The organism is Acinetobacter sp. YH12211, from assembly GCF_013418015.1.
Lineage (GTDB): Bacteria > Pseudomonadota > Gammaproteobacteria > Pseudomonadales > Moraxellaceae > Acinetobacter > Acinetobacter towneri.
In genome coordinates, this window is the sequence record NZ_VPCW01000009.1 from 48,161 (window position 1) to 64,999 (window position 16,839).

The window sequence follows — 16,839 nt, forward strand, 5'->3', positions numbered from 1 at the left end:
TTTCATGCGTCATTACACAGGCATCGACAAGTTTATTCATTCATTTGACCAAGCCTTACGTAGTTTAGTACCTGGCACAACTTCGGCTCAACGTGAAAACCCGGGCAATACGGTTGAAACCAAATTGGCTGTGAGTGAAGCACGTCATGTTGCAGGCTTAATGCGAGTAAACCATAGTGGTGAAGTCTGTGCACAAGCCTTATATCACGGTCAGGCTTTAACTGCGAAATTGCCCAATGTACGTCGTGAAATGGAACAGGCTGCAATTGAAGAACAAGACCATTTGGCGTGGTGCGAAGACCGCTTAAAAGAGTTAGACAGTCACACCAGTTTGCTTAATCCTGTATGGTATGGCTTGTCTTTTGGGATGGGTGCAATTGCAGGTATTGCGGGCGATAAATACAGTTTGGGTTTTGTGGCAGAAACTGAACGTCAAGTCAGCTTGCATTTAGAACATCATATTAGCCAATTGCCTGAACAAGATGATCGTTCACGTAAAATTCTAGTCCAAATGAATGAAGATGAATTGCATCATCGCGATACGGCGCTCAAAGCAGGTGGTGTAGATTTGCCTGTACCTGTACGTTTGACCATGACTGCGATTTCCAAGCTCATGACCAAGACCAGTTATTATATTTAATGAATTGATAACACTTAAACGCTCACAATTGTGGGCGTTTTTTTATGTCATTGGAATAGAAAACATCTCGATTAAAACGATCAAAAAATAACAGAGAAAGAGCCGATTTTGAGTTATCCCAAGATTTATCCGCAGATTTTGTGGATAGTTTTTAAGTGCAAAGCCGTATAAATACAGAAAAATATTATTTTTGATGGTTTTTCATACAAACATATCAGCAAGATATGACACAATGATGTAAGCCGAAATCAGATCACGTTTCACAGCCAAAATTTAAAAATGCATCACTGATCTGCCAATTTTACTGGCTGATTTACTCTTCACAACTCACAATGGGATAGTCATGCGCAGAATGCACAAAAGCCTCATCTTGCCAAATATCCCACATTGGAATTTTAACATCTAAAGCAAGTGGCATTTTTTTCGGATTGAATTGCATTTGAGCTAAATTTTCACCCCACGCAATAATATCAATATCCAGCGGAATGTCATGCGATGGGCGCACACGCCCTGCTGCAACTTCCAATTCCTTAAGGATGACGTTTAGATGCTCAAAGCTTAAACGGCTTTTTAGCAAACAAGCAGAATTCCAATAGTCTGCACCAATCCCATCACGGCATGGAATCAGATAAATATGCGAAAATTGCACTTCACCCAATGCAGCAATTTGCTGATAGGCACTTTTAAACTGACGTGGTGCTTCGCAGTTACTCGCCAAAGCGAGAGCAAAAATCGTTTCGGTGGCGTTCAAGACGAATTCCTACAGAATTGGCTTCTGGAATAATGGCAGGTTTGCGAATGGTGATGGTAATGGATTCAACTGCGGCAAAAGTCGTAAAAAGTGCATCCAATACCAATTGTGCTGCATGCTCAATCAATTTGGGTGCAGCCTGCTGAATCACTTGCGCTGAAATGCTGCAAATTTCTGCATAATTGAGCGTGTCTTGCAACTCATCTGAAGCTGCAGCTTGGCTTAAATTGGTGGCAATGATCAAATCCAACATGAGTGGTTGTTGAATTTGACGCTCCCATGCAAAACAGCCGACGACTGTTTCCACCTTTAAGCCTTCAATGATAATTGCATCCATGACCACACTCTATATTTCATTTTAAATCCTTCTATCTCTGTCTATTGAAAGGGATATTTGCCGTATTTTAAAGCCACACTGAACTCATAAAACAAAAGATCGGTGGCTTTAAAATATGCAACCAGAAGGCTTGATTCGCCCAATATGGATAATTAATGCTTTAACAACAAATTCGGATCAATGCTTTGTACCATCTGCAATCGTTGATCGGCATAAATATCGGTATAAGGTGCTAAAACGCGCATGAAACGGTCAAAGTACAGCATTTGCTTGAACAGTAAAGCAAAGTCACGCGGGAAACGAATCCCATGACGCTCACCCACAGCAACCATATCGAGCATAATGTCATTTAAATCGGCAGGGTTAGAAGTCAGCAACTCTTGAGGATCGGCCAGCAATACGCCACTAAATAAACGCTCTAAATCTGCTGCCAAAACCTGAGTATCAATTTGCTTGTCGGTCATGCCCATTTTGAGCATATTTTCAGCCATAAGCGTGTAGTTGGTATTTTGTAGAGCATCCATAAAAGCCATACATGCAGTCCACACTTCAGGATTCAGCTGTCCAACAATACCAAAATCAATAAAGCCGACACGCCCATCTTCAAGCAACATCAGGTTGCCTGCGTGTAAATCGGCATGGAAACTGTTACACATCATCAAGCTACCAAACCATGTATTCATGGCAGTAATCAACACTTGCGATGGGTCGTTAGATACTTGTTTCACCACGTCAAAATCGGTCAAAGGTACGCCATACAAACGCTGCATGGTCAATACGCGACGGGTGGAATATTGATGATAGACCTTAGGTGCAGTGGCTTTTTTGTTTTGGGTCAAATTCAGATAATTAATAAAATCATCTAGGTTACGCGCTTCTTCAATAAAGTCGACTTCACGCACCATACGGGTTTTGATTTCTTCGACAATATCGGCCAATGACGCAAATTTGACTTTAGGTACAGCTTTTTCGAGCAGTTTAGTCGCCCAGTGCAAGACGTTTAAATCGGTATAGAGAATGGTTTCTACACCCGGTTTTTGCACTTTAATCACTACATCTTCGCCACTCACCAATTTTGCAGCATGTACTTGTGCGATAGATGCTGAAGCTAAAGGCTTTTCATCTATTGAGGCAAATATTTCATCTAAATTGCGCCCTGCAAATTCAGATGCCAATACTTGCTGTACATAGCTAAACGGTAAAGTTGGAGTTTGGTCTAAACAACCTTGAAATTCTTCGACATATTCACGCGGGAACAATGACGGTGTACTGGCAATAAACTGCCCAAGTTTAATGTAGGTTGAACCTAAAGATTCAAATGTTTCGCGCATGAGTTTGGCATTACTTGGCTTTTCAGTGGCATATTTAATGCCTGCTTTGGCTGCCACTACGGCAGTTTCACCCATGCGAGCAACTGAACGTAAACCATCTAACCAGATATTATTTTTCATCATGTCTGAGTCATATTAAAGTAGTGAGAGTTTAACAAAAAATTGCCAAGTAAAAAGGCTATCTTGCCTGACAAACTGGACAGTTGTGGTCTTGATCAAACGACAATAAGCGTTGTTTCATGCTTAAACCATCCCAAAGTAATAGCTTTTGTTTCAGCGCGGTGTTGCCCAAACCCAAGTACAATAAGGCATGATGCGCTTGTAAACTGGCCATGACGTTGGGAGTGGTTGCCAATACGCCACTGTCAGCGCAGCGCAAACTTTCATTGGCATGTTGTTCTTTCGGGAACAGACATTCATAGCAAGCAGAATCACCTTCGACCATGAACATTTGCCCTTGAAAACCAATGGCAGAGGCACTGAGTAAAGGTACATTCAATTGTCGGCAATATTGATTGACCAAATATCGGGTACTGAAATTATCACAACCATCTAAAACTAGGTCTTGTTGGGCAACTAAAGTGCCTGCATTTTGCGCATCTAACAGCGTGGTTAAACAAACAATCTCGATATAAGGATTAATTTGCATTAATCTTTTTGCGAGAATTTCGGCCTTATAAAAGCCTAAATCTGCGGGGGTATAGGCGATTTGTCGTTGCAAATTACTGGTTTCAATCACATCAGCATCAATCAGAGTGATTTTTCCCACGCCTGCACGTGCAAGTAATTCTGCGCTTAAACAGCCAATCCCGCCACCCCCCACAACAAGTACGTTGGCCAGTTTTAATTTTTCTTGGGCTTCAATATCCCAGCCATCCAATAAAATTTGTCGGCTATATAGATGCATTTCTGCATCGCTCAATTCCAACTGAGTATCGAATATGCTTTCCAAGAAAATGCCCTATTCTGCAAAACCAAAACGCCAAGTATAACGGGTATTCAAAGCAAACCGCCATGACGGCGGTTGAATTGTTGCGTATTTGAACAGATGGAGATGTGCAACGACTTGCTTAAAAGTGCATCCGCATGCCTACGTTATAAGTAACGCCATCGGCATCGCCTATATATTCATTATAATAGGCAATTCCACCATTCCAGTAACATGCCGTATTCCCGACTTTGTCTGAGGTTGTCCCATCTTTACAGGTGGTATTCGAGGTGCTGTCATATAACCATTTATAACCGGCAGTGGCGTAAATCGAGAAATCAGGAACAAAGTTCAAACCGACTTCTACGCCCACAGGTAAAGTGACAAAATTGACATCATTGGCAAGCAGCTTTGAACTTGCGCCGCTATAACCTAGACCTGCGTATGTATTGAAATAAAAACCATGATAGCTGATCAGGTTTAAATTCCCACCCATATTGAATTCATAATAATCCAAATCGTATTCATTGTTTTTTAAGAATTCCAATCTGCCATAAAAACCTGAGCGATGTGGCGTGGTGGAAACACCCAAAGCAAAACCATCTAGTTCTACTGTATCGCCACTGTCAAAATCTGCTTCAAAATTGGCGTATTCGGCAAAGACTGCATAATTTTTTTGTGGCGTTTTTGCTGCTGGATAGCTGGAATAGGCTGTACTTTCAGCAGTTGGCGCTGGGTTCCAGTTTTGTGCATAACTGCCAGAGGCACACAACAGTAAAGCTGCGCCCATCCATATCGACTTCGTAAATATCCGCTTTGACGGCTGCGTGAAATTTAAATGAGCTGTTACCATGATGTTCTCCCCCAATATGTATTGCGCTGCCTACATGCTTTTATCGTAATCGAAGTACATGCAGCCTTGTTCATTGTGTCAGCATAAAGTTGAAAATATCACATCACCAATATGATGCACACATTTTCTATCGATTGAGTTCGTGCTTGCATAATCGGGTGGTTTAAATAAAGAATACAGATTTAAAAAAACGCCAATCTGTATGAATGGCGTTTTTCTTATGGCGCAATAATTAACAGGGCCTATTGGCTGAATTTAGCTCACTTTTTTAAAAGCATTTTGTTTTGCAATTTCTTGTTGCTTCAATAAATTACGCTGAATTTTTCCACTGGATGTTTTAGGCAAACTGCTGACAAATTCAATTTCTTTAGGATAGGCATGTTTCGATAAGCGTGAACGCACATACTGTTGCAGCTTTTCCTGCAATGCAGTGCTTGGTTGATATTGATTTTTTAACACCACAAAGGCTTTTACCACTTCTGTACGCTCTGGGTCTGGCTTACCAATTACTGCGGATTCAAGCACTTCCTCACATTCAAGCAAAGTACTTTCTACATCAAAAGGCCCGACACGATAACCCGAAGTTGTAATGACATCGTCTGCACGACCAATAAAATCAATCCCACCAAATTCATTTAAACGTACCGTATCACCCGTTAAATAATACTGTCCCACAAATGATTTACGGTCATCCCCATCGTAACCTTTGAACCACATTAAAGGCGATTGTGATTCATCCAGTGCAAGTGTGCCAATTTCGCCGTGAGCGACTTCCTGATGCTGTGCATTTAAAACCGCGAAACGATGTCCGGGAATAGCATAACCCGCAGAACCTACTTTTTTCTGATGTTCCAGTGCATGATGATTGGCAATCACCATCCCCAATTCGGTTTGTCCATATTGATCATAAATATTGACTTGTAAATCATGCTTAAACCAATGAATCACTTCTGGTGTGAGCGGCTCGCCTGCACTGCTAACCACACGCAGATGTCGTTGAATATCACCATCAAACTTTTCTTTAAAACCAAAGAACATTCTAAATGCGGTTGGTGAACCTGTTAAATTACTCACCTGATATTTACGGATAATTTCCAGTGCATGATCAACACTAAATGGACGTTCATCCATAATAATGCTATGCCCCAAACTCAGTGGCCCTGTAATACCGTAATACAAGCCATAAGCCCAACCAGGGTCGGCTAAATTCCAAAATGAATCTTCTGCTCTTAAATCGACTGCATGCTGCATATAACCTTTAAATGCCACAATGGCTTTTAAAGGCACAGGTACAGATTTAGCTAAACCCGTAGTGCCTGATGTAAACATCATCAGAAAATCATCTTCAAAACTGCGATACACGGTTTCAAAGTAAGTGTCTTGAGTGCTTAGAACTTGCCAAAAATCTGTATCATGGTTTTGAGCTTGATTTGCTGCGTCCACAGTTAAAATTTTCACATTAGACAAGGCATTTAGTTTTGGACGCTGCTCAGTATTGGTCACAATGAGCTGCGTCTTTGCAGTTTGAATACGGTGCTCAATCGCTTTAGATTCAAAGGCTGTAAATAAAGGCTGATACACTGCCCCAATGCGCCATGTGGCAAAAACCGTAATTAACAATTCAGGCGTACGCGGCAATAATCCTGCAATACAATCACCTGCTTTTAAGCCCAGTTGAGTAAAATAATTTGCCAATTTTCCAGATGCTTCTGCCAGTTGATCAAATGTCCACGATGCAGTTTGACCGTGTTTGCCTTCCCAAATTAAGGCAGTTTGTTGAGTACCCGTATAGCGTCCGCAACATTCTTCATAGGCATTAAGTGCCGTTGGCGTTCCTGCCAATTGGGTTTGAATCAGTTGCTCAATATCAAACTGTTGATATGCCTCTTGCAAAGTTTTCATTCTTTTAAGCTCCGTCTTAAACTGATGACACTGCAATTCATTTGCAGCAATATGCGTTATTGTTTTAACCGTTTTTACAAGTTAGGATTGAATCGCTCTTTAAAATTTAAATTAGGTTTGCTGTGTTGAAGTCGATCATGCAACGCAATCACGACATGATCTTCGCGTATTTTTCAATCAAGTTAGCTAAACATGATTTGAACATTTTCTCAATTTCCACATCCTGCAATAACCTTGCAAGCTTTGGACACCGACTAAAGTTTTAGATACTCAGCTTTAACGCTTAGTCACTTCACGTGCAATCACCAAACGCTGAATATCGGATGCACCTTCATAAATTTGGCTAACGCGCACATCGCGGTAAATACGTTCAACGGGGAAATCAGATACATAGCCATAGCCCCCATGTATTTGAATCGCATCTGAACACACACGCTCTGCCATGGTTGAAGCAAAAAGCTTGGCCATAGATGCTTCTTTTAAACACGGTAAGCCTGCATCTTTGAGGCTTGCGGCATGTAGAATAAGCTGTCGTGCAGCTTCAATCTGTGTTGCCATATCTGCCAAGCGAAACGCGACTGCCTGATGTTGCACAATTTCAACTCCAAAAGCTTTACGCTCATTGGCATAGTCCACGGCTGCATCTAAAGCTGCTCGCGCCATACCCACCGATTGCGCGGCAATACCAATACGCCCCGACTCTAAATTAGAGAGTGCAATTTTGTAGCCTTCACCTTCTTGCCCCAATAGGTTTTCTGCAGGAATACGGCAGTTTTCCAACACGATGGTGGCGGTATCGGAACAGTGCTGTCCCATTTTGTCTTCTAAACGTGCCACGATATAACCTGGTGTGTTCGTCGGGACTAAAAAGCAGGAAATGCCTTTTTTACCCGCAGTTTTGTCCGTTACAGCAAAAACTAAAGCAACATCTGCATATTTGCCTGTGGTGATAAACTGCTTGGTGCCATTTAAAACCCAATCCTCCCCATCTTTTTCAGCTTTACATTCAATCGCGCTGGCATCAGAGCCGACTTGTGGTTCAGTTAAACAAAAGCAGCCTAACCATTCGCCTGTTGCCAGTTTAGTTAAATATTTTTGTTTTTGCGCCTCTGTGCCGTAGCGTTGTGTAATTCCGCATGGCAATGAGTTTTGCACACTCACAATCGTTGAAATTGCACCATCACCCGCAGCAATTTCTTCTAAGGCTAAAACGAGAGATACATAATCTAAACCTGCACCGCCCCATTCTTCTGCAACGGTCATGCCCAAAGCACCTAGCTCACCTAGTTCCTTTAACTCCTTTGCAGGGAATTCAGCAGTTTTATCACGTGCTGCTGCAGTTGGTTTAAGCTTTTCCTGTGCATAACTGCGCAGCATATCCTGAATCATTTTTTGTTCATGGCTTAAAATCATGGTGACCCTCTGTGTATATGGTAGATGTTGTTTTTGTCAGGAATGCGCGCAACATCCTTGTTCTGTATTGCAACGGTTTTTTAGTATCCAGTTTTTCAATACTTGAATTTTTGCTTAGGCTATTTTATGGATATAGCATCGTCATAACTTATTTCGGTTGCATACGAATTGCGCCATCCAAACGAATCACTTCACCGTTTAAATAACCATTTTCAAAAATATGACCCACCAATTGCGCAAATTCTTCAGGCTTTGCCAAACGTGGTGGAAATGGCACCATTTGCCCTAAAGCATCTTGCACATGCTGTGGAAATGCTTTCAGCATCGGGGTTTCCATAATACCGGGGGCAATCGTCATCACCCGAATGGCTTCACGTGCCAATTCACGTGCCAAAGGCAGCGTCATCCCCACAATTGCACCTTTCGATGCAGAATACGCACTTTGTCCAATCTGCCCATCAAATGCTGCAACCGAAGCAGTATTCACAATCACACCACGCTCTTCTTCATCGGCGGCTAAGTCATATTTCGCCATCAGTTGTGCCGCAAAACGGATCATATTAAAACTGCCCGTGACATTAATATTCAGCACTTTTTGGAACATTGCCAAATCATGCAAACCATCACGTCCCAAGACTTTGGCAGACGGTGCAATGCCTGCACAATTCACCAAGCCATTTAACTGTCCGTATTTTTGCTCAATATAGTTAAAAAGCTGCTGTACTTGGTTTTCATCGGTCACGTCTACAGCTACGAAGTCTGCATTTTCGCCCAATCGCTGTTGAAGCTGCTGCCCAAGTTCTTGATTCATATCAACCAAAATAACTTTTGCACCTTGCGCAACTAAATGTTGTGCAGTCGCAGCGCCTAAACCCGATGCACCACCCGTGACCACACAGACTTTTCCTTGAATTTTCATTTTATTTTCCTTATAAATTTTCAGGTTGATACAACTTAAGAAACAGATTAATCACACTCAAGCTAGAGTACAATTTCCAAACCCTGCATCGACTATGATGTATTTGAACACTCAACTTGTAAATGGAATACCACGCCATCCCATGAATGCAACTCAGCTCACTTACAGCAAAGGTACAATTTCAATTGCTTTAGTCCATGAAGCTTTGCATACTGCACAGCAACGCGGTATGGATACGCATGCGATTTTGCAGACGGCGGGTATTCCTGCAGAGCTGTTACATTCCAACAAAGCGAGGGTGTCAATTCTGCAATATGGTCAATTGTGGATTGCACTGGCAGATGCCATGAACGATGAATTTTTTGGCATGGACAGCCATGCTATGCGTCGTGGCAGTTATCAACTCTTGTCTAAATGGGTGTACCAAGCAGAGCATTTAAAGGCCGCATTACAGGACATTTTAAATTTCTTTAATTTAATACTGGATGATTTTTCAGGTGAATTAAACGTAGATGGTGAATATGCAATCTTAACCATTCACGATAAAGATCAAGTGAAACCGATGTTTAGTTATGCCACTTATTTAATGCTGATTCATGGCTTGATGTGCTGGCTGACAGGACAACGTATCGCTATTTTAAACATGCAACTCAAATGTGCTGCCCCGCAGGATGATGCTGATTATCGTGTCCGTTTCTGTGATGAAATTGAATATGCGTGTACAGCGCATAAGATTTATTTTGAGGCAAAACATCTTGATTTAAAAATCAAGCAGGATAAAAAAAGTTGGAAACGCTTTTTAAAACAAACACCTTTTAACCTTTTGGTGCGTTATAAAAACCCACATGCGCTGAGTCATAAAATTCGTAAACAATTAATGCGATTGCCGCCGAGTGAGTGGTTAGAACTGAACGAATTAACCCAACATTTCAATATGTCTGAAGCGACGTTCCAACGGCGTTTAAAGCAGGAAGGCACCAGCTATCAGCAATTAAAAAATGAAATCCGTCGAGATACGGCAATTGAATTGTTGAGCAAAACCCAACAATCACTTCAGGAAATTAGCGATCAATTAAATTTCCATGATCCTAGCGCTTTTCATCGTGCCTTTAAAAAATGGACTGGGGTCAATCCTGGTGCATATCGACAATATACCGAAAGCTCATAATTGAAAGCTCATAATTGCGTGACTTATCACCTACTACTCAGCCACTATTTTGTGTATTTTACAAACAACTTAATTATAAAAGAAAACTCATCGCTGTGATTTCAAGGTTGAGCAGTGAACTGGACGTTCATCGGCACTGCATTGTCAAAGTATTAAATTTAGTTTACTTTTCAATCAATTTAAAGCATAAATTTTATGCAATTCGGCTGTCATACTCCCCCTGTAATATTAAATGTACGAGCATCTTTGGAGGTTTCCCCATGCTTAAGATGATGGATGTACTTGAACACAATCTAGTTCAAAATTTCTCTCACTCCCTCAACCAAGCTTCTGACCAATTAGATGAATTACTCAATCAAAGTATTCTAAATACCTCAGAAGAACAGTTACGCAATGTCATGTCTGCGTTTTTCAAACGTGAAGATGCACTTGAAGCAGCGCAAGCCCTAGATATTTGCCAAGAAGATTTACAATCTTTACAAGCAGGTTTAGCACTCAAAGATGAACACCTGTGCGATACCGCTAAAATTGTTGCACTATGTTTAGCTTTAGAAACAGACAGTTTGGCACAAGTTGAAATTCCAGACTGTTTGCAAGATTACCCGATGTAAGCTAAAACTTTGAGCATTCAGTTGCTGAAAGTATTTAAAAAGTGATGTCTTCATGGCATCACTTTTTTATTGGCTGTTGCAATAATAAATAAGAAAAATTGACTTTAAGCCGCTTGCTGCTTTTTGAATCAAAAGCTAGCTATCATCTTGCCAAGCGTTGTTTGTCTATGAAACACTAAGGACAGCTTCAAGGATGCATCAAGATGATTATTCGCAATAAAAACAACAGTTTTACCCTACTGTTTGCATGGTATGGGACAATTTTACCCACGGTCTTACCTGCACTTGCAATTGTGGTCTTCCTTTCTACGGTCTTAGTGTATTTGTCTTCTCACCACTTTTTTCAAGTGCCGAGCGTACCAGCCATTGGCTTTACCATTTTCGGTATTATTTTGTCTATTTTCCTCAGTTTTAGAAATAACGCCAGTTATGAACGTTGGTGGGAAGGTCGAAAATTGTGGGGGACGTTAATTGCAACATCACGGCATATTTCACGTGACTCATACGTACTGCCAGATCAACAGCGTCGGGTCTTGATGTATCGGGTCATGTTGTTTAGTAATTTATTGCGTAACCGTTTACGCAATCAAAACCAACCTATCGATTTTTATCAAAACAAAGTCAACCTCACATCTGCAGATTATGAAGCATTATTTCCGCATATTAATGCCGCACAGTTTATTTTAGAAAGCATTCAAAAAGAGTTAGTCAGCGCACTGAAAACAGGTGAAATTTCCGATATTATTTATCAAGGCTTGAATCAACATATTGTTGAATTGGGTAATGTGCAAGCAGGTTGCGATCGAATTCTCAGCACACCCTTGCCTTTTTCTTATTCAGTCTTGTTGCACCGCACTGTGTATTGCTTCTGCTTTATTCTGCCTTTTAGTTTAGAAGCAAGTTTAGGAATCTGGACACCAATTTTGGTGGGTTTAATTGCCTATTTATTCTTAGGTTTAGATGCTCTCAGCGAACAACTTGAAGAACCTTTTGGCCTGCAAGACAATGATTTACCGCTCAACTCCATGGTGCGATTAATTGAACGGGAAATGCTGAGTTCACTTGGCGAAGAACTGCCACCTGCAATTTTGGCAGTGAAAGGCAACCTAAGCTGACATCAGTTGAGTTGAGGCTCATAAATTGGTCTTGCACTTAAACTTTGCTAATCATTCGTCTATGTTTGCAAGCTGATAAATAGATCTCACAAGATTTTTAACTGATATAACACATCAGCCAGCAAGCCATTGTGCTAAAGTCACCCGATCATTGCCTGCATAATCTTTGACTGTACGAATGTCAGAAAAACCGTGTTCTGCAAAAATCGCTTGCACTGCTAAAGCTTGGTCATAGCCATGCTCTAGTGCAATCCATCCATTTGCTTTCAGCCAGTGCTTACCCTGCGAAATAATCTGCAGAATATCTGCCAAACCCTGATCTGCTGCCACCAATGCACGTTCAGGCTCTGCTGCCAAAGCAGACATGTGTGCATCATTAGCATCTATATACGGCGGATTAGATACAATTAAATCAAAACGTGGCTCGGCTGCTGAACCCAATGCCTCAAACCATGCACCACGGGCAAATTGCACCTGATTTAAAGCATGCTTGCTTGCATTTTCTTGAGCAACTGCAAGCGTTGGCAGGTAAATATCGGTTGCGGTTACCTGCCAATCTGGACGTTCAGATGCTAAAGCCAAAGCAATCGCCCCTGTACCTGTGCCTAAATCGACAATTACAGCATCACGTTGTAATGACAAAGCCAACACAGTTTCGACCAAAACCTCGGTATCAGGACGTGGCACCAAAGTATCGTGCGTGACTTTTAAATCCAGTGTCCAAAATGGCTGTGAACCTGTGATATACGCCAAAGGCTCGCCTGCTGCTATACGTGCCAAAGCCTGCACATACATCTGCTCTTGCGCGGCACTCAATTCCTGATCTGCACGATATTTTAATTCAAGCGCACTGAGTCCTAAAAAATGCTCTAACAACCAAATATTTTCTTGACGCTCATAGCTATCGACTTCACCACGTAGCGCCAAGGCTTGCGCAATATTCATTAACCACCGTTTTGCTGAGCAAGCATCGCCAACTGATCTGCCTGATATTCACGATGCAGACTATCTAGTAGTTCAGTTAAATCACCTTCCATCACCGCATCCAACTTATATAAAGTCAGGTTAATACGATGATCTGTCATACGTCCTTGCGGATAGTTATAGGTACGAATACGCTCAGAACGGTCACCCGAACCCACCAAATCACGACGCATTTCTGAAGTTGCTGCATCTGCTGCAGCACGTTTGGCATTTTCCAAACGTGATGCCAACAACGCCATCGCTTTCGCTTTGTTTTTATGCTGTGAACGCTCTTCCTGACATTCCACCACAGTACCCGTCGGAATGTGGGTTATACGCACTGCAGAGTCGGTTTTGTTAACGTGCTGACCACCCGCACCCGAAGCACGATAGGTATCGATACGCAAATCGGCAGGGTTAATATCTACCGTGGTGTCTACATCTACTTCAGGTAAAATTGCCACAGTACACGCTGATGTATGCACACGACCTTGCGATTCAGTCGCAGGAACACGTTGCACACGATGCGCACCACTTTCAAACTTCAAACGGCCATACACGCCTTCGCCATTCACCAAGCAAATGACTTCTTTATATCCGCCGTGTTCACCTTCATTTTCAGATAAAATTTCGATTCTCCAGCCCTGACTTTCGGCATATTTGCTATACATGCGGAATAAGTCACCCGAGAAAATCGCGGCTTCATCGCCACCTGTCCCTGCGCGAATCTCCAAATAAGCCGAGTTGGCATCATTCGGGTCTTTTGGAATCATTAAAATATTTAAGTCAGCTTCAAGTTGCTGAATCAGCGCTTTATTGTCTTTAATTTCTTCTTGCGCCATTTCCTTAAAGTCAGGATCAGACAACATTGCTTCGGCTGTTTCAATATCGGCTTCGGCTTGTGTGTATTGTGACCACACTGCCGTAATTTCGTCTAAATCACTGTGTTCACGTGATAATTGACGAAAACGCTTGTTATCTGAAATCACTTCAACATCTGCCAACAAAGCAGTCAATTCTTCATGGCGGTCAGAAAGCTGATCTAATCGTAAACGTAACGATTCTTTCATTGTTTAAAAAATCTCAATGCAAAGGCTGTTACATGCAACACGCAGCACAGCGAAATAAAAAATTGCGCATAGTTTACCGATTCTACCACCCAAATAACATCATTATTAAGTCTGTACGATGTTTGAAATGCCTATCTGCAGATGTTCTAGCAGTATTTCTGCTTGATGATGCTGTGCATTGCGGTGAATGTACAACTCACCAAGTACCGCAATTAGCATCCGCATTTGGACATTTTTTTAGCAATTTTAATCAAACTCATACAAAGCCCACACCAAAGAACACCAATCTCGTCTGCACTCTCCACATTTTAAAAGCGGCGCTTTGTTAAATTGAGCCCATCAAAATTGATCATAAATAAGTCCTATAAATGGACATGGAGTTCAACATGAAACTTAATGCAATGTTAATGACAGCAGCTTTAGCCACAGCTTCAATGCTCAGTGCCAACGTTTATGCAGACAATACTACGCGCGTTGCCGCAGCCAGTGCTTTAGGCAGTGTTGCAGGTACAGCTATTGGTAAAAATATGGGTGGTACTACGGGTGCAACACTAGGCGCTGCCTTAGGCGGTGCTGGTGGTGCAGCCGTGGCGAGTGATAAGCGTCATCGTACTGAATCTGCAATTGGTGGTGCTTTGGGTGGTGGTGCGGGTTATACCGTAGGTAAAAATATGGGCGGTACCAATGGTGGTTATATTGGTTCAGCTTTAGGTGCAGCAGGTGGTGCAGCACTCGGCAATAAAATCTCGAAAGATAAAGAATATGACCGCTATCAAGAACGTAAATGGAAGAAAAAACGCAACCGTCGTTAATCTTGAACGATAGGCATAGAGCAGCAAAAAAGCATCAACACAGGTTTGATGCTTTTTTATAGGATTAATTTTTCTTCATATATCAGTTCAAAAAAACGACCATAATCAATATGAAGAAATTTAGCAGTGCAATTACAAAGTCTTTACCAAACTTTGCAGATTTACCTCATTGCCCTTCACGATCTTTGCCATCTGTTTCTATATCTTCATTACAAAACATATTAATCAATATTTGGAGCATCCGCATGAAACTTAATCGTATTTTATTGGGTAGCGTTATCGCAAGTTCTGCCTTGCTTATGAGTACTGCGCATGCAAACGATACACGTGTTGCCGTAAGTTCTGCCTTGGGTGGTGCTGTCGGAGCAGCAATTGGTCAACAAATGGGTGGACAAACAGGCGCGATGATTGGTTCAGCCATTGGTGGTGCGGGCGGTGCTGCAGCTTCTGCCAATAAACGTGACCGTAACGGTGCCATGATTGGTGCTGCCTTGGGCGGTGCAGGTGGATATAGCGTTGGTCGCAATATGGCAGGCAACAATGGTGGCTATGTCGGTGCAGGACTCGGCTCTGCAGGTGGTGCAGTATTAGGTCAAAAAGTTAGTGAAGACCGTCGTGATGATCGTTATGACCGCCGCTATGATAGCCGTGGCTATCGCTACAATGACTACCGTTATAATGACCGTTACCGCAAAGACAATGGCTTACATTTAGGTCACTATAAAAATGGTAAACGTCGTTAATTTCTCACGATACTTCTAACAATCAGCACCTTCGGGTGCTTTTTGTTTGCTGACTACTTGCTTGGATAAATGTTTTTTTATAAAGCGTGCTTTTTGGATGAATGTCGCGCGTTGTTAAATGGCAATATCTCATGACTCGCCCATATATCGAAAATTTTCGATATACAAAATCAGTGCAGCATCGTATGATAAAACTCTCTTTAATCAAGCTGGAATAAATGATGCGTTCCCTGCAAGACACAAAATTTGCCATTCTTGAACTCGCACCTGTACGTGATGATCAATCAGTACAGTTTTCACTGCATCATGCACTTGAATTAGCACGACACGCAGAACAACTCGGCTATGACCGTTTGTGGTTGGCGGAACATCATAATATGGATGGCATTGCCAGCTCAGCAACCGCAGTTCTTTTGGGTTATTTATTAGCAAATACGCAAAAAATTAAACTCGGTTCTGGCGGTATTATGCTCCCCAACCACGCACCGTTAGTGGTCGCTGAACAGTTTGGAACTTTAGCGACTTTATATCCTAACCGTATTGAACTCGGTTTAGGTCGCGCACCAGGCACAGATCAAGTGACCATGCGTGCGCTGCGTCGTGGGCGACAGGAAACTGAAGATCAATTTCCGCAAGATGTTTTAGAAATTTTGCATTACTTTAAAGATGCTGAACCACAACAACGTATTGTTGCTACGCCAGGACAAGGGACACACGTTCCTGTATGGTTGCTTGGTTCAAGTTTATTTAGCGCACAACTTGCTGCAAAATTAGGACTACCCTACTCATTTGCCTCACACTTCGCCCCGCGTATGCTTGCTCAAGCCATTCAGTTATATCGTGACAATTTTGAGCCTTCAGAATATTTAGAGCGGCCTTATGTGTCTATGGGTGTGCCAACAGTGGTTGCAGATACCGACCAAGAAGCAGAATTTTTGGCGACTAGTGCCTATCAGCGTGTTTTAGGTTTAATGCGTGGACAAAGCCTAAAACTCAAAGCTCCAGTCGAAAGTATGGATGGCTTATGGTCACCTGCAGAAAAAATGTCAGTTGATAGTTTTTATGCCATGGCGCAAATTGGCTCAAAGGCGACTGTCAAAGCAGGATTGGAAAACTTATTGGCGAAGTATGATGTCGATGAGTTTATTTTTACCTGTGACATCTATGACACAGAAAAACGCTTACATAACTTTGATTTGCTCATGCAAATGAAGTTAGATACTTAATTAGCTCCGACCTTGTAGTTCTATTGAGCTACAAGGTTTCATCAATTAAAAACATTT

At 41.9% G+C, this 16,839-nt stretch carries 17 protein-coding genes; 7 read left to right on the forward strand and 10 right to left on the reverse strand.

Annotated features, from left to right (window positions below; genetic code table 11):
* The first annotated feature begins 4 nt into the window (after nucleotides 1-4).
* On the forward strand, nucleotides 5-640 hold the full coding sequence (gene coq7 / locus FTU98_RS06740; RefSeq protein WP_004973212.1) for a 2-polyprenyl-3-methyl-6-methoxy-1,4-benzoquinone monooxygenase: 636 nt from the start codon (nucleotides 5-7) through the stop codon (nucleotides 638-640).
* Between the two features lie 313 nt (nucleotides 641-953).
* Here the strand turns inward: coq7 and FTU98_RS06745 are convergent, their stop codons facing one another.
* From FTU98_RS06745 to FTU98_RS06780, 8 genes are all read right to left on the reverse strand, one after another.
* Entirely contained in the window at nucleotides 954-1,391 is a 438-nt protein-coding gene (locus FTU98_RS06745; RefSeq protein WP_167846061.1) for a 2-amino-4-hydroxy-6-hydroxymethyldihydropteridine diphosphokinase, read from the reverse strand.
* Nucleotides 1,348-1,728, reverse strand: coding sequence for a dihydroneopterin aldolase (folB, locus tag FTU98_RS06750; protein WP_019838257.1), 381 nt, complete (start codon nucleotides 1,726-1,728; stop codon nucleotides 1,348-1,350). Before folB ends, FTU98_RS06745 begins: the two co-directional genes overlap by 44 nt.
* Before the next feature lie 152 nt (nucleotides 1,729-1,880).
* Nucleotides 1,881-3,179 (reverse strand): AarF/ABC1/UbiB kinase family protein, encoded by a 1,299-nt coding sequence (locus FTU98_RS06755; RefSeq protein ID WP_167846465.1) that lies wholly within the window; start codon nucleotides 3,177-3,179, stop codon nucleotides 1,881-1,883.
* A gap of 58 nt (nucleotides 3,180-3,237) precedes the next feature.
* On the reverse strand, nucleotides 3,238-3,966 hold the full coding sequence (locus tag FTU98_RS06760; RefSeq protein WP_167846466.1) for a HesA/MoeB/ThiF family protein: 729 nt from the start codon (nucleotides 3,964-3,966) through the stop codon (nucleotides 3,238-3,240).
* Between the two features lie 163 nt (nucleotides 3,967-4,129).
* Nucleotides 4,130-4,840, reverse strand: coding sequence for a hypothetical protein (locus FTU98_RS06765; protein WP_004973205.1), 711 nt, complete (start codon nucleotides 4,838-4,840; stop codon nucleotides 4,130-4,132).
* Nucleotides 4,841-5,095: 255 nt separating this feature from the next.
* Nucleotides 5,096-6,742, reverse strand: a complete 1,647-nt coding sequence (locus FTU98_RS06770) for an AMP-binding protein (RefSeq protein ID WP_131260808.1) — start codon at nucleotides 6,740-6,742, stop codon at nucleotides 5,096-5,098.
* Between the two features lie 276 nt (nucleotides 6,743-7,018).
* A complete protein-coding gene (locus tag FTU98_RS06775; RefSeq protein WP_004973203.1) occupies nucleotides 7,019-8,155 on the reverse strand; it encodes an acyl-CoA dehydrogenase family protein in 1,137 nt (378 codons plus the stop codon).
* 148 nt (nucleotides 8,156-8,303) lie between these two features.
* Entirely contained in the window at nucleotides 8,304-9,074 is a 771-nt protein-coding gene (locus tag FTU98_RS06780) for a 3-hydroxyacyl-CoA dehydrogenase (protein WP_180050778.1), read from the reverse strand.
* Nucleotides 9,075-9,216: 142 nt separating this feature from the next.
* Between FTU98_RS06780 and FTU98_RS06785 the strand changes: the two genes are divergently transcribed.
* The 3 genes from FTU98_RS06785 (at nucleotide 9,217) to FTU98_RS06795 (ending at nucleotide 11,968) form a co-directional block, all read left to right on the forward strand.
* On the forward strand, nucleotides 9,217-10,242 hold the full coding sequence (locus FTU98_RS06785; RefSeq protein WP_178865887.1) for an AraC family transcriptional regulator: 1,026 nt from the start codon (nucleotides 9,217-9,219) through the stop codon (nucleotides 10,240-10,242).
* 260 nt (nucleotides 10,243-10,502) lie between these two features.
* Complete coding sequence (locus tag FTU98_RS06790; RefSeq protein ID WP_104852119.1) at nucleotides 10,503-10,853, forward strand: hypothetical protein; 351 nt, start codon at nucleotides 10,503-10,505, stop codon at nucleotides 10,851-10,853.
* A 203-nt stretch (nucleotides 10,854-11,056) separates the two neighbouring features.
* A complete protein-coding gene (locus FTU98_RS06795) occupies nucleotides 11,057-11,968 on the forward strand; it encodes a bestrophin family protein (protein ID WP_004973196.1) in 912 nt (303 codons plus the stop codon).
* Between the two features lie 114 nt (nucleotides 11,969-12,082).
* Here FTU98_RS06795 and prmC read toward each other — a convergent pair whose 3' ends face one another.
* Both prmC and prfA read right to left on the reverse strand, forming a co-directional pair.
* Nucleotides 12,083-12,913, reverse strand: coding sequence for a peptide chain release factor N(5)-glutamine methyltransferase (gene prmC, locus FTU98_RS06800; RefSeq protein ID WP_167846066.1), 831 nt, complete (start codon nucleotides 12,911-12,913; stop codon nucleotides 12,083-12,085).
* A complete protein-coding gene (prfA, locus tag FTU98_RS06805) occupies nucleotides 12,913-14,001 on the reverse strand; it encodes a peptide chain release factor 1 (RefSeq protein ID WP_004973192.1) in 1,089 nt (362 codons plus the stop codon). The genes prmC and prfA overlap by 1 nt, the downstream gene beginning before the upstream one ends.
* Before the next feature lie 386 nt (nucleotides 14,002-14,387).
* Here prfA and FTU98_RS06810 point away from each other — a divergent pair, with 386 nt between their 5' ends.
* The 3 genes from FTU98_RS06810 (at nucleotide 14,388) to FTU98_RS06820 (ending at nucleotide 16,782) form a co-directional block, all read left to right on the forward strand.
* Nucleotides 14,388-14,813: a glycine zipper 2TM domain-containing protein gene (locus FTU98_RS06810; protein ID WP_004973189.1), complete on the forward strand. Its 426-nt coding sequence runs from the start codon at nucleotides 14,388-14,390 to the stop codon at nucleotides 14,811-14,813.
* 245 nt (nucleotides 14,814-15,058) lie between these two features.
* Nucleotides 15,059-15,556 (forward strand): hypothetical protein, encoded by a 498-nt coding sequence (locus FTU98_RS06815; protein ID WP_004973185.1) that lies wholly within the window; start codon nucleotides 15,059-15,061, stop codon nucleotides 15,554-15,556.
* A gap of 221 nt (nucleotides 15,557-15,777) precedes the next feature.
* Complete coding sequence (locus FTU98_RS06820) at nucleotides 15,778-16,782, forward strand: LLM class flavin-dependent oxidoreductase (RefSeq protein ID WP_004973182.1); 1,005 nt, start codon at nucleotides 15,778-15,780, stop codon at nucleotides 16,780-16,782.
* Nucleotides 16,783-16,839: the final 57 nt, after the last annotated feature.

Excerpts from the sequence above, each read along its gene's own strand:
- coq7 (WP_004973212.1), top strand. The coding sequence starts at position 5 with ATGCGTCATTACACAGGCATCGACAAGTTTATTCATTCATTTGACCAA.
- folB (WP_019838257.1), bottom strand. The coding sequence starts at position 1,728 with ATGGATGCAATTATCATTGAAGGCTTAAAGGTGGAAACAGTCGTCGGC.
- FTU98_RS06755 (WP_167846465.1), bottom strand. The coding sequence starts at position 3,179 with ATGAAAAATAATATCTGGTTAGATGGTTTACGTTCAGTTGCTCGCATG.
- FTU98_RS06760 (WP_167846466.1), bottom strand. The coding sequence starts at position 3,966 with ATGCATCTATATAGCCGACAAATTTTATTGGATGGCTGGGATATTGAA.
- FTU98_RS06765 (WP_004973205.1), bottom strand. The coding sequence starts at position 4,840 with ATGGTAACAGCTCATTTAAATTTCACGCAGCCGTCAAAGCGGATATTT.
- FTU98_RS06770 (WP_131260808.1), bottom strand. The coding sequence starts at position 6,742 with ATGAAAACTTTGCAAGAGGCATATCAACAGTTTGATATTGAGCAACTG.
- FTU98_RS06775 (WP_004973203.1), bottom strand. The coding sequence starts at position 8,155 with ATGATTTTAAGCCATGAACAAAAAATGATTCAGGATATGCTGCGCAGT.
- FTU98_RS06780 (WP_180050778.1), bottom strand. The coding sequence starts at position 9,074 with ATGAAAATTCAAGGAAAAGTCTGTGTGGTCACGGGTGGTGCATCGGGT.
- FTU98_RS06785 (WP_178865887.1), top strand. The coding sequence starts at position 9,217 with ATGAATGCAACTCAGCTCACTTACAGCAAAGGTACAATTTCAATTGCT.
- FTU98_RS06790 (WP_104852119.1), top strand. The coding sequence starts at position 10,503 with ATGCTTAAGATGATGGATGTACTTGAACACAATCTAGTTCAAAATTTC.
- FTU98_RS06795 (WP_004973196.1), top strand. The coding sequence starts at position 11,057 with ATGATTATTCGCAATAAAAACAACAGTTTTACCCTACTGTTTGCATGG.
- prmC (WP_167846066.1), bottom strand. The coding sequence starts at position 12,913 with ATGAATATTGCGCAAGCCTTGGCGCTACGTGGTGAAGTCGATAGCTAT.
- prfA (WP_004973192.1), bottom strand. The coding sequence starts at position 14,001 with ATGAAAGAATCGTTACGTTTACGATTAGATCAGCTTTCTGACCGCCAT.
- FTU98_RS06810 (WP_004973189.1), top strand. The coding sequence starts at position 14,388 with ATGAAACTTAATGCAATGTTAATGACAGCAGCTTTAGCCACAGCTTCA.
- FTU98_RS06815 (WP_004973185.1), top strand. The coding sequence starts at position 15,059 with ATGAAACTTAATCGTATTTTATTGGGTAGCGTTATCGCAAGTTCTGCC.
- FTU98_RS06820 (WP_004973182.1), top strand. The coding sequence starts at position 15,778 with ATGCGTTCCCTGCAAGACACAAAATTTGCCATTCTTGAACTCGCACCT.